General features: G+C 59.6%; 14 protein-coding genes and 1 tRNA gene. 11 read left to right on the top strand and 4 right to left on the bottom strand.

Going from position 1 to position 11,921, the window contains the following annotated elements:
- Positions 1–58: 58 nt before the first annotated feature.
- Positions 59–625 carry a GNAT family N-acetyltransferase gene (locus ACORQT_RS08800; RefSeq protein ID WP_089191484.1) on the top strand — a complete coding sequence of 189 codons (567 nt, stop codon included), beginning with the start codon at positions 59–61 and terminating at the stop codon, positions 623–625.
- Positions 600–1,169 carry a hypothetical protein gene (locus ACORQT_RS08795; protein WP_232091350.1) on the top strand — a complete coding sequence of 190 codons (570 nt, stop codon included), beginning with the start codon at positions 600–602 and terminating at the stop codon, positions 1,167–1,169. Before ACORQT_RS08800 ends, ACORQT_RS08795 begins: the two co-directional genes overlap by 26 nt.
- A gap of 111 nt (positions 1,170–1,280) precedes the next feature.
- Here the strand turns inward: ACORQT_RS08795 and ACORQT_RS08790 are convergent, their stop codons facing one another.
- Positions 1,281–1,583: a putative quinol monooxygenase gene (locus ACORQT_RS08790; protein ID WP_033633403.1), complete on the bottom strand. Its 303-nt coding sequence runs from the start codon at positions 1,581–1,583 to the stop codon at positions 1,281–1,283.
- Between the two features lie 384 nt (positions 1,584–1,967).
- Here ACORQT_RS08790 and ACORQT_RS08785 point away from each other — a divergent pair, with 384 nt between their 5' ends.
- The gene (locus ACORQT_RS08785; RefSeq protein ID WP_197801246.1) at positions 1,968–3,281 is read left to right on the top strand and encodes an MFS transporter; all 1,314 of its coding nucleotides are present in this window, start codon (positions 1,968–1,970) and stop codon (positions 3,279–3,281) included.
- A gap of 74 nt (positions 3,282–3,355) precedes the next feature.
- Positions 3,356–3,859, top strand: a complete 504-nt coding sequence (locus tag ACORQT_RS08780) for a DedA family protein (protein ID WP_042784148.1) — start codon at positions 3,356–3,358, stop codon at positions 3,857–3,859.
- Positions 3,860–4,082: 223 nt separating this feature from the next.
- Here the strand turns inward: ACORQT_RS08780 and ACORQT_RS08775 are convergent.
- Positions 4,083–4,155, bottom strand: a tRNA-Arg gene (locus ACORQT_RS08775).
- Positions 4,156–4,505: 350 nt separating this feature from the next.
- On the opposite strand from ACORQT_RS08775, the gene cycA reads away from it, so the two are divergent.
- Positions 4,506–5,906 carry a D-serine/D-alanine/glycine transporter gene (cycA, locus tag ACORQT_RS08770; protein ID WP_033642613.1) on the top strand — a complete coding sequence of 467 codons (1,401 nt, stop codon included), beginning with the start codon at positions 4,506–4,508 and terminating at the stop codon, positions 5,904–5,906.
- A gap of 50 nt (positions 5,907–5,956) precedes the next feature.
- Here the strand turns inward: cycA and ACORQT_RS08765 are convergent, their stop codons facing one another.
- Positions 5,957–6,880 (bottom strand): DMT family transporter, encoded by a 924-nt coding sequence (locus tag ACORQT_RS08765; RefSeq protein ID WP_033642612.1) that lies wholly within the window; start codon positions 6,878–6,880, stop codon positions 5,957–5,959.
- 67 nt (positions 6,881–6,947) lie between these two features.
- On the opposite strand from ACORQT_RS08765, the gene ACORQT_RS08760 reads away from it, so the two are divergent.
- Complete coding sequence (locus ACORQT_RS08760; RefSeq protein WP_033642611.1) at positions 6,948–7,523, top strand: helix-turn-helix domain-containing protein; 576 nt, start codon at positions 6,948–6,950, stop codon at positions 7,521–7,523.
- A gap of 117 nt (positions 7,524–7,640) precedes the next feature.
- Complete coding sequence (locus ACORQT_RS08755) at positions 7,641–8,108, top strand: helix-turn-helix domain-containing protein (RefSeq protein WP_033650701.1); 468 nt, start codon at positions 7,641–7,643, stop codon at positions 8,106–8,108.
- On the opposite strand, the gene ACORQT_RS08750 is transcribed toward ACORQT_RS08755, so the two are convergent.
- On the bottom strand, positions 8,092–9,015 hold the full coding sequence (locus ACORQT_RS08750; protein WP_046686794.1) for a LysR family transcriptional regulator: 924 nt from the start codon (positions 9,013–9,015) through the stop codon (positions 8,092–8,094). The two genes, ACORQT_RS08755 and ACORQT_RS08750, sit on opposite strands and share 17 nt — an antisense overlap.
- A gap of 68 nt (positions 9,016–9,083) precedes the next feature.
- On the opposite strand from ACORQT_RS08750, the gene ACORQT_RS08745 reads away from it, so the two are divergent.
- The 4 genes from ACORQT_RS08745 to ACORQT_RS08730 all read left to right on the top strand — a co-directional run bounded on the left by ACORQT_RS08745 (position 9,084) and on the right by ACORQT_RS08730 (position 11,918).
- Positions 9,084–9,701 (top strand): LysE family translocator, encoded by a 618-nt coding sequence (locus ACORQT_RS08745; RefSeq protein WP_164057171.1) that lies wholly within the window; start codon positions 9,084–9,086, stop codon positions 9,699–9,701.
- A 78-nt stretch (positions 9,702–9,779) separates the two neighbouring features.
- Positions 9,780–10,379, top strand: a complete 600-nt coding sequence (gene wrbA / locus ACORQT_RS08740) for an NAD(P)H:quinone oxidoreductase (protein ID WP_033650699.1) — start codon at positions 9,780–9,782, stop codon at positions 10,377–10,379.
- Positions 10,380–10,615: 236 nt separating this feature from the next.
- Entirely contained in the window at positions 10,616–10,930 is a 315-nt protein-coding gene (locus tag ACORQT_RS08735) for a hypothetical protein (protein ID WP_016928271.1), read from the top strand.
- Between the two features lie 187 nt (positions 10,931–11,117).
- Positions 11,118–11,918 (top strand): DNA/RNA non-specific endonuclease, encoded by an 801-nt coding sequence (locus ACORQT_RS08730; protein WP_033650698.1) that lies wholly within the window; start codon positions 11,118–11,120, stop codon positions 11,916–11,918.
- Positions 11,919–11,921: the final 3 nt, after the last annotated feature.

Genomic DNA, 11,921 nt, shown 5'->3' with positions numbered 1-11,921 from the left:
CGCCTCTCGGCGCTGGGCTACACTGCCGGTAGCCCTCATGCGCTGATAAGGAAAAATAATGCGCCACTTGCCTCTGCTGACCCCCAGACTGATCTTGCGCCCGTTCACCGCCGACGATCTGCCCCACTTTACCGCCTACCGCAACCATCCTGACGTGGCGCGCTACCAGAGCTGGAGCGACTACAGCGCCGCACAGGCGCAGGCCTTTTTCGCACAGCAACAGCGGCTCGCGTTCAACCGTGATGACAGCTGGTTTCAACTGGCGGTCGAGCGCCGCGAGGACGGCGCGTTGCTGGGCGATGTCGCGGTGCATTTTTTCGATGAAGGGCGTCAGGCTGAACTGGGCGTGACCTTCGATCCGGTTCATCAGCGGCAAGGACAGGCGCGCGAGGCGCTAAGCGCCGTCATCGCCCTGCTGTTCGGGCCGCTGGCGAAACACCGCATTACCGCCGTGGTAGACGCGCGTAATCTTCGCGCCGCCGCGTTGTTCAGTAAGCTGGGCTTTCGCCGTGAGGCCTGTTGGCGGCAAAACGTGTTTTTCAAAGGCGCATGGGGTGATGAATTCGGTTTCGCCCTGCTGCATAGCGAATGGCGAGAGCATGAACAACATGACGCTGTTGAATAAATACCTCGGGCAATATCAGTTCTCTGAGCGGCATACGATCGTCATCACCGCGCCGCAATCGCGGGTGCTGGACGCCGTGGCCGCTTACGATCCCAAGCGCGATCGTTTTTTCCGTAGCATGATAGCGCTGCGCGAATTGCCCGCGCGGCTGATGCCACGCGATAAGCCTCGTCCTCCGCCGTTTGGCCTGCATAACTTTTGCCTGCTTGAGCAGGATGAAACCGCGTTGGTCTATGGCCTGATCGGCCGGTTTTGGCAGGCCGAATACGGTTTGGTGAAGGTCGCTGACGGGGCGGACTTTCAGGCCTTCGCTCAGCCTGGCGTCGCCAAACTGGCGCTGGGGTATGTCGTGAGTCCCCCCGAGGGCGGGCGTTGTCGTCTGGTGACGGAAACGCGCATCTTCTGCCCCGACGACGCCAGCCGGCGGCGGTTTACCCCCTACTGGTATGCAATTCGCCTGGTCAGTGGGTTGATAAGACGCCGCATGCTGCGCGCCATTAAAACCGCCAGCGAAAAGCAGACGGCAAATCATTCACCAGATTGATTAATTTAAGAGCATTCCTAGGGAATGAAAATCATTATCAGCCTATTTTTTAATCACAACAAGATAGTGTTGAGAAGCCATTAACCCCGCCCCCTGCGGGGATTTTTTCGCCTATTTATCGCCTGTTTCAGGGAACGCCTGCATAAACAGGAAGGTGCAAGGCTTGCGCTGATACTGATTGATCTGCGGCACCAGCCGGGTGAAATGCTCGGTCTGGCAATGCACTTCGAGAGCCGCGCGATCCGGCCAGCTTTCGATAAAAATAAAGTGCCCGGGATCCTGCTGGTCAATGCACAGTTCATAACTGATGCACAGCGGCTCCTGCCGGGTTTTCTCCACCAGCTCGCGATACCACGGCATAACGGTGTCAATGTGTTCCGGGTGAATGAAATCTTCAGCAATGACCTTCAGCATGTTGCGCTCCTGCGTTCTGTTGTGCCGCGCTTCACCTTATCGCCCTCCCTCGCGAGATGAAAGCGCCACTCTCCCGTGTCTGTCATCGGGTTCCCAATTCGGTGATAGCGCACACAGATCTCGATCAAAGCGCTTGAACGCGTCCTGGCCCTGTGTGAACTTTCAATTAACAAAAAAGCAACACACCATTCACCATGGTGATATCTGTACCGATATGCCGACGCAATACGCGGCGTTTTTTTCGCCCCTAAAGGCCTGACCATTAGTCCTTTAGACCTTTAAGGCTCACGCAGAAAAGCCATGTCATCGCCGCATGATGGGCCACGGCGCCAGGACGGTCCTTATGACCGACGCTTATCATTCTCAGAAGAGAGGTTACCGCCAGTGAATCACGTCACCTATGCCGCTCCAGCGCTCAACGCCGCCATCCGCAAAACCTGGCGCAGACTGGTGCCATTGATGTTCGCCATGTACTTCATCGCGTTTATCGACAGGGTCAACGTCGGCTTTGCCAAAGACGCGATGGCCATCGATATCGCGCTGTCGCAATCCGCCTTTGCGCTGGGCGCGGGGATATTCTTTGCCGCCTATGCGCTGTTCGGCATTCCGGCCAACCTGTTGATGAATCGCTGGGGCGCCAAACGCTGGCTCAGCGCCACCACCGCGCTGTGGGGGGCATTGTCGGCCTGTACCGGGCTGGTGGCCAACGAGCAGCAATTTATTGTCCTGCGCTTTCTGCTGGGGATCGCCGAAGCCGGCTTTTACCCCGGCATCCTGCTGCTGGCGTCGATCTATTTTCCCAATAAGGTGCGCGCCTCGGTCATTGGCATTTTCGTGCTTGGCGTACCGGCGGCCCTGACGCTCGGCTCACCGCTGTCGGGGGCCTTGCTGGAGATGCACGGCGTGTTGGGCAAGCCCGGCTGGTTCTGGATGTTCGTGCTGGAAGGGTTGCCGGCCGTCGTCCTCGGCGTCTTCGCCTTTTTCTATCTCGACGATAGCCCAGGGCAGGCCCGCTTTCTCACCGAGGAAGAACGTAATGCGCTGGTCACACAGCTGGCCGCTGAACAGCAGCGCACCGAAACCAGCAGCGTTAAAGTGGCGATGAGAAGCGGCAAAGTTTGGCATCTGGCGTTGATCTACGGCACCCTGCAAATCGGCGTATACGGCCTGATGTTTTTTCTGCCGTCGCAGATCGCCTCGCTGATGGGCACCCATCTCGGCTTCAAGGCCTCGTTGGTAGCCGCCATTCCCTGGGCATGCTCCGCGCTTGGCGTCTATTTCCTGCCGCGCTATGCCGACAGAAAAACCGCCAGAAGATTGCCGATCGCCGTTGGCTGCATGGTCGCGGCAGCGCTGGGGTTGGTCGTCTCTTCCTATGCCAGCCCGTTGCTCGCTATCGTCGCCCTGAGCTGTTGCGCAGTCAGTTTTCTGGCGGTACAACCCATTTTCTGGACGTTTCCCGCTCAGCTGCTCACCGGTCCGGCGCTGGCGGCCGGCATCGGTTTTTGCACCACGCTCGGCGCCGCATTCAGCTTTTTAGCCCCGCTGATCCGCACTGAGGCGGAACAGCGTTTTCACAGCCCGCATGCCGGGCCGCTGGCGCTGGCCGCCTTTTCGCTGCTGTGCGCCGTGCTGTTAGGGGCGCTCAGACATCGGCATGCCGAGGCGCGCAAGCAAGACGCAGAGATAACCGGATAGCGACGCGTTATTTAGCCATTATTGAACCTGCGGATGGGACACTGACAGTCAGCCCTCTCGCCCACAGGTGTTAAATGGATGAATTGACGCACATTATCGCCAAATACAGCCCGGAACCGGAGATGTTGCTACTGCTGATTTTCCTGTTCGCGCTGGGAAAATCCGTGATCGTGGTGTCCTCCGTCCTGCCGCCTGCCTCGGTGACGCTGCTGATGGGCATCCTTGCGGGCAAACATGCGCTGCCGATCGGCGCGGTTTGGGCGGCCATCGCCCTTGGCGCGGCGTTGGGCTCAATCCTGTCTTTCCACTGCGGCGCACTGTTCTGCCGTCGCGATCTTGGCCGCCGGCTGCCGGCACGCTTTCACGCCCCGCTGCGCAAAGCGCAACGTTCCTTGCAAAAGCGCGGGCTGCCGCTGCTGTTCGCCTCGCGTTTTCTGGCGGTGATGCGTTACACCGTGCCGCTGATGGCCGGCATGCTGCAACTGCCGGCGAGGCACGTCTATGCCACCGCCGCACTCTCAGCCGCCGTTTGGGCACTGCTCTTGATGTCGGCCGCGCATGTGTTCCCCGTTTCTTGACCTGAAAGATTCTTGGGCAAATGCCCCATCCCTGCGCCGACGTTGCGCCAGCGCACAGCCTCCCTTGCCGTATAAAGTACGGTGCAACATCGCAGTTTGCGCCAGATCACCTTTCTGAACATCAGTCGAAAAATGCGAATTTTTTTGCAGAATACGCGCTTAAAACGGCGCCATGAGGGCACGATCAAAGAAATTTCTGAGCGTAACACGCTGATTTGGTTGACGGGCCGTACAGGGGGCGAATCTCTGTCTCGTTGATTAGACATCAACGGCTCTACCGCCTGAGCTAACGGCCCAACGAGATAAATCGCCCTTCTTGTCAGCCTCGCTGTCAAACGCTTACACCCATTACTTTTTCTCATGCGAATTTTACAACCCTTTGTTTAATCAACGAGATAAGCCGCATAAGGTCTGTTAATCCCACCGTTTGAAGAGTAATCTTCCGCTCCCTGAACGTCCGATTTGCCTCCTCTCGTGTAAAGATTGATCGACTTTTATCCCGCGTATAAATGTTGTAAACATGTTGCACAAAGGTGGCGTTATTGCACTACCTTACTAAAGCCGGACCAACCGGATAAATGTATAAAAAAGAGCCACTTCAGAGCTCACGACTTCACTAATGACAGGTAAAACAGGACATCATCAGATGGTAGATCACTCTAAAATAGCGACTGACGCGACGCCCGCTTCAGAAGATCATCTACGGCGAAACCTCACTAACCGACATATTCAACTGATCGCCATCGGCGGCGCCATCGGCACCGGTCTGTTTATGGGTTCCGGTAAAACCATCAGCCTGGCAGGCCCTTCGATCATCTTCGTGTACATGATCATCGGCTTTATGCTGTTCTTCGTGATGCGCGCCATGGGCGAGCTGCTGCTGTCCAACCTGGAATACAAATCGTTCAGCGATTTCGCCGCAGATCTGCTCGGCCCGTGGGCCGGCTTCTTCACCGGCTGGACCTACTGGTTCTGCTGGGTGGTCACCGGCATCGCCGACGTCGTGGCGATCACCGCCTACGCCCAGTTCTGGTTCCCTGAACTGTCGCAGTGGATCGCTTCGCTGCTGTGCGTGCTGTTGCTGCTCGGCCTTAATCTGGCGACGGTGAAGATGTTCGGCGAAATGGAGTTTTGGTTTGCGATGATCAAAATCGTCGCCATCGTCGGGCTGATCGTCGCCGGGTTGGTGATGATCGCCATGCAGTTCCAGTCGCCGACCGGTACCGTAGCCTCGTTCACCCATCTGTGGAATGACGGCGGCATGTTCCCGAAAGGCATCAGCGGTTTCTTCGCCGGCTTCCAGATCGCGGTATTCGCCTTCGTCGGCATTGAACTGGTGGGCACCACCGCGGCGGAAACCAAGGATCCGGAGAAGTCACTGCCACGCGCCATCAACTCGATTCCGATCCGCATCATCATGTTCTACGTGTTCGCCCTGATCGTCATCATGTCGGTGACGCCGTGGAGCTCCGTAGTGCCGGACAAGAGCCCGTTCGTTGAATTGTTCGTGCTGATTGGCCTGCCGGCCGCGGCCAGCGTGATCAACTTCGTGGTGCTGACCTCCGCCGCCTCCTCCGCCAACAGTGGGGTGTTCTCCACCAGCCGCATGCTGTTCGGGCTGGCGCAGGAAGGCGACGCGCCGAAATCGTTCGCCAACCTGTCCAAGCGCGCGGTGCCGGCCAACGGCCTCACCTTCTCCTGCATCTGCCTGCTGGGCGGCGTGGTGCTGATTTACCTGATCCCGAACGTGATGACGGTCTTCACCCTGGTGACCACCGTGTCGGCGATTCTGTTCATGTTCGTCTGGACCATCATCCTGTGTTCGTATCTGGTCTACCGCAAACGGCGCCCGGCGCTGCACCAGAAATCGATCTACAAAATGCCGGCCGGCAAACTGATGTGCTGGGTGTGCATGGCGTTCTTCGTGTTCGTGTTGGTGCTGTTGTCGCTGCGCGAAGACACCCGCCAGGCGCTGATCGTCACCCCGCTGTGGTTCATCCTGCTCGGCCTGTCTTACGTGTTCCTGCGCAAGAAGAAAACCGCGTGATGCAAAAAGGGGCGGATATCTCCGCCCCTTTGCTCTTTTTTGCCTCTGCGCTAATCCGCTTCCGTCGCCACCGCCGCTTTCCCCTTGCGCCGTACGCGCAGCTCGCTGACCACCACCCCGATCACAATCAACGCGCCCCCCAACAACGCGACGCCCGGCAAACGCTCACCGGCGAGCCGCCCGACGATGCCCGCCCAGACCGGTTCGCCGGCGTAGATCACCGTAGCGCGCGTGGGTGAAACGCTGCGCTGCGCCCAGTTCATGGTCAGCTGAATCAACGCGCTGGCCAGCCCCAGCCCAATGGCGCTGTACAGCAGGTAATCCGAATACGGCGGCGGCGATTCGCCGGTCGGCGCCATCATCAAAAATGAGGCCAGCGAGGCGGTCGCCAGCTGCACAATGGTCACCCGGCGGATATTCACCTTGCCGGCGAAGGCGCCGATCAGAATGATCTCTGCCGCCATGCCCAGCGTGCCGGCCAGCGTCAGAATTTCGCCGAGGCTCAGCGACATGTCCGTGCTGCTCGGCGCCGCCAGCAGCATCAGGCCGGTAAAGGCCAGCAGAATACCAATCCACGACATGATGCCGGGGAACCGCCCCAGCACCAGCCATTGCAACAGCGGCACGATCGGCACGTACATGGCGGTGATGAACGCCGATTGGCTGCTGGTAATCGTCTGCAGACCGACGGTTTGCATGCTGTAGCCGAACATGATCGCCAGCCCGATAAGTACGCCCGCCTTCAGTTCATACAGGGTCAGGCCGCGCAGCACGCGCAGCGAAAACAGCGTCAACGCCAGCGTGGCGGTGGCGAAACGCAGACCGACGAAAAAGAACGGCCCGCTGACTTGCATCGCGTGATGCACGGCCAAAAAGGTGCCGCCCCAGATCATGGTGATGAAAATCAACACCGCTTCCGGCAACCTGATTTGCGGAACCACGGCGGAAATAAAGGATTTTTTTGCTGCTGACACCGGCTTGCCCTTCCTGCTGAGTGCAATATAATGCACAGATCCTGCCAGTATGAGATAAAGTCCGGCGATGAGCAATACGGCGCATAACGCGAAAACCGATCCCCCCAAAGTGCTGCAGTACCTGAGCAGCAATCTGCGCGGCTACCGCCAACAGGCGGGCCTGAGCCAGATGGCGCTGGCCGAACTTTCCGGCGTCAGCCGCCGCATGCTGGCGGGCATCGAGGCCGGCGATCGCAACGTCAGTCTGGCGGTGCTCGACAAGATCGCCGCCGCCCTGGCGATTTCGTTCACCGATCTGATTCAGGCGCCAGAGGCTCGCGGCAGCCATCTGGTAGGCGAGTTGGCCTGGCAAGGCGCACAGCCGGGCAGCCAGGCGCTGTTTGCCGCCAGCGTGCCGGCGCGCCAACGGGCCGAGCTGTGGGAATGGACGCTGATGCCGGGCGAGCGCTACGACTCGGCGCCGGACGCCGAAGGCTGGAGCGAAATGATCTACGTGATTGCCGGCACCCTGACGCTGGAACTGGAACAAGGCACGCTGACGCTCAGCGCCGGCGCCACGCAAACCTTCAACAGCGATCAGCGCTACGCTTACGCCAACCACGGCGATCTCCCGCTGCGCTTTATCCGCAACGTCGCCTTCTGACTGCCCGCCGGCCCGCGCCGGCGGCAGATGTCGTGTCGCTGTCGTGCCGCTGTCGTGGCGCCGCTACCCCGCGCCTCCTACACTGGATGACAGTGACAGCGAACTCGGGAGTGCACCATGCAAAAGTACCGCATCAGACCATTACGCCTGGAAAAAGGCTGGTCGCAGGAGCAGTTGGCGGCCATCGCCGGCCTCAGCACCCGCACCGTACAGCGGATTGAAAACGGCGAACAGGCCAGCCTGGAAACCTTGACCGCAATCGCCGCCGCGCTGGGCGTGCAGGTCAGCGATCTCAACGCCCCGCCGCAGGCACCGCAGGAGGAGACGCCTGAGGCGCAGCGCCTTCGTCGCCAGGTTGCGGCAGAGGGTAAACTGCTGAGCATGGCGGTGCGTTTCGCCGTCATCGGCGCGATATTGCTCGCTGTCAACGTCTTTACCCACCCGCACTATCTCTGGGCGCTATGGGCGATCGGCGGCATGAGCCTCGCGCTGATCATGCGGGCGGTGCGCACCCTGCTGCTGCGCAACGTCTTCAGCCGCTGGCAGGAACAGCGGCTGGCGCAAAAACTCAGGCGCCTGCCGTGAGCGTTAGCCACTCGGCCAGCCGGGCCAACGCGCTGCCCGGCACGATAGGCTGCGGCGACAGCAGGTAATAGCCGCTGCCGTCGGGCGTAAAACCGAACGGCGCGCTCAACAAGCCGGCGGCCAGATCGTCTCGCACCTGCAGCCATGGGCCGATTGCGATACCAAGGCCGGCTACCGCGGCCTGCAGGCTGAAATAGAAATGGTCAAAGCGCTGTTCCGGATGCCCCGCCAATGTCACCCCCTGCTGATGCGCCCAGTGCCGCCAGGCATCCGGCCGGGTCGCGGCATGCAGCAGTTTGGCGCCCGGCCGCAAAAGCCGCCGTCCGTCCACAGAGGCCGTCAGCCTCGTCAGCGCCTCGGGTTGGCACACCGGCCCGACCTTTTCATTGAACAGCGCCAGGCTATGCGCCTGCTTTCCCCAATCGAAGTCATTGCGCCGGATCGCCGCCGTGATGCCGTCATGGAACGAAAACGGACCGCCGCCCGCCACCAGCTGTAAGTTGATGTCCGGGTGCGCCCGCTGAAAAGCCGGCAAACGCGGGATCAGCCAACGCATCAATAAGGTCGGTTCACAGGACAAGATCAGCGGCGCATTGAGCGCCTGCTGGCGCAGCTCCAGCGCGGTATGGTCCAAAATGCCGAAGGCCTGCTGTGTCGCCTGAAACAGCTTGCGGCCCGCCGCCGTGAGCAGTACCCGCCGATGGCGGCGCTCAAACAACGCCACGCCCAATTCCTCTTCCAGCGCCCTCACCGCCCGGCTGATGGCGCCATGCGTCAAATTCAGCCCCTGCGCCGCCTGGGTGAAACTTTCCAGCCGCGCGGCGGCCTCGAAACAGCGCAGCCCGCCCAACGGCAATGGCCTGGCCCTATTGCGTGAGTTTTTCTCACCGATATCGTCACTATTCATCGTTTGTCACCGAGAAAAATTACTCTTATAAATCAGTCACTCTATTGATAAACATCGCAAGGATAACTATGACTGAACTCATCGCTGTCGTCACCATTACTTTACTCGCTGTAATCAGCCCCGGGCCGGATTTCGCCATGGTCTCGCGCAACAGCCTGCTGCTCTCCCGCCGCGCCGGCATCTTCACCGCCTGCGGCATTGGTGCCGGCGTACTGATCCATGTCAGCTATACGCTGATTGGCGTCGGCGTGTTGATCCAACAGTCGCCCTGGTTGTTTAACCTGCTCAAAGGCATCGGCGCCGCCTACCTGATCTACCTCGGCTTTACGCTGCTGCGCAACGCAACCCATCACGACGCCGCGCCCACCACGACGCCGGCCGCCATCAGCGATCTCGCCGCCCTGAAAACCGGCTTTCTCACCAACGCGTTAAATCCGAAAACCACCATCTTTATCGTCAGTCTGTTCATGCAGGTGGTCTCTCCCCACACCGTGCTCGGCGTACAGATCGGCTATGGCCTCTTTATCGCCGCCGTCCATGTATTCTGGTTCGCCGCCGTCGCGCTGCTGTTTTCCGCGCCGGGCGTCAATGCGCGCTTTTTGCGTTTGCGCCGCGGCATCGATCGCACCTTTGGCGGGCTGCTGATTGTCTTTGGCGCCCTGTTGGCGATCGCCGGCATCAGGTAACGCCGCGACGCCAAGTTCGTCATTCGCTTCTATGCTTATCAGGGGTTTTTGTTAATCATCTGAGCGGGAGTACGAAACATGACGAAACTGTTGGTGCTTTATTACTCAATGTACGGCCACATCGAACGCCTGGCGCAGGCGGTGGCCGAAGGGGCGAATCGGGTCGATAACGTGGACGTGACGGTCAAACGCGTGCCGGAAACCATGACGCCGGAAGCCTTCGCCAAGGCCGGGGGCAAGCAACACCAGCAGGCGCCGGTCGCCACCCCGCAAGAGCTGGCGGACTATGATGGCATTATCTTCGGTACGCCGACCCGCTTCGGCAACATGGCCGGACAGATGCGCACCTTCCTCGATCAGACCGGCGGCCTGTGGGCTTCCGGCGCGCTGTACGGCAAGGTGGGTAGCGTCTTCTCCTCCACCGGCACCGGCGGCGGCCAGGAGCAAACCATCAGTTCGACCTGGACCACGCTGGCGCACCACGGCTTCATCATCGTGCCGATCGGCTATGCGACGCCGGAGCTGTTTGACGTTTCGCAGGTGCGCGGGGGCACCCCCTATGGTGCGACCACTATCGCCGGCGCCGACGGTTCGCGACAGCCGAGCAACGAAGAGCTGACCATTGCCCGCTATCAGGGCGAGCACGTGGCGAAAATCACCGCCAAGCTGAAAAGTTAATCGCCCTCCTGCACCCGTGATTCAAAGGGCCGCGCATTCGCACGGCCCCATCTTGTTGCCGACCCGCCGCAAGGTTAGAATGCCCCTCCCCCGGCCATTCAGCGTCTGAAGGCCAGGCCCGAATTCGTTCTGCCCGTCGCTCATCGGCTTTCAGCCCGAGGACGGGCGTTCTGTTTTTTGCGCACAGCGAAGGGAATAAGTCAGTGTCTAAAGATTTTGATGAACTAATAAGAGACATGGATCTTATTATTGAAAATGTAGACAGCTTCAAAGCTCTGGCTCCGCGCGCGCCCGAGCCGGCTCCGGCCCCGCCGCCGCCGGTTCATCACTACGACTCGTTCTGCGAAAACATCGCGTTGAAAGTGGTATTGAAGGTGCTGCTGTCTTCGGTGGACAAGATAGTCAAAGTGCAGATCGCCAACAAGGTCGAGCAAGAGATCGCCCAGATTGAGCAGCAGGTGGTGCGCGCCGGCGGCGGGCCGGTATCACCGGACGATCTGGCGCAGATGACGCACTACGTTCGCCGCACGGTCAACGACCTGCTGGAATAACCCCCTTTTGAAACGGCGTCTGTTGGACGCCGTTTTTATTTCTGCCGACTTTAACGTGCGGTATCGCTGTACCATGACTGACACATTCACAACATGAATGTGTTGCATTGTTGTATTCGTTTCACTGCGATAAGTTTAATTTACTGTAAATATATACAGTATTTTTTAACTTATTGAGGATATGAATATGCGCTTTAACAACAAGATGTTGGCCCTGGCCGCCCTGCTGTTCGCCGCACAGGCGTCGGCCGAGACGCTCGAATCTATCGACAACTGCGCGGTTGGCTGCCCGACCGGCGGCAGCAGCAATGTGTCGATCGTGCGTCATGCTTATACGTTGAACAATAACAGCACCACCAAATTCGCCAACTGGGTGGCCTATCACATCACCAAAGACACGCCGGCCAGCGGCAAGACGCGCAACTGGAAAACCGACCCGGCGCTCAATCCGGCAGATACCCTGGCCCCTGCCGATTACACCGGCGCCAACGCGGCGTTGAAGGTCGATCGCGGCCATCAGGCGCCGCTGGCCTCGTTGGCCGGCGTTTCCGACTGGGAATCGCTGAACTACCTGTCCAACATCACGCCGCAAAAGTCCGACCTGAACCAGGGCGCCTGGGCGCGGTTGGAAGATCAGGAGCGCAAGCTTATCGATCGCGCGGACATCTCTTCGGTCTATACCGTGACCGGGCCGCTGTATGAACGCGATATGGGCAAACTGCCGGGCACCCAGAAAGCGCACACCATCCCCAGCGCCTACTGGAAGGTGATTTTCATCAACAACAGCCCGGCGGTGAACCACTATGCCGCTTTCCTGTTCGATCAAAACACGCCGAAGGGCGCCGATTTTTGCCAATTCCGCGTGACGGTGGACGAGATCGAGAAACGCACCGGCCTGATCATCTGGGCTGGTCTGCCTGACGACGTACAGGCTTCGCTGAAGAACAAGCCCGGCGTTCTGCCGGAGTTGATGGGCTGCAAAAACTGACGG

It is taken from the genome of Serratia sp. (in: enterobacteria) (assembly GCF_052400455.1).
Taxonomy (GTDB): Bacteria; Pseudomonadota; Gammaproteobacteria; order Enterobacterales; family Enterobacteriaceae; genus Serratia; species Serratia ureilytica.
Note: the sequence above shows the minus strand (reverse complement) of the source record. Positions and strands in the feature narration are given on the sequence as shown.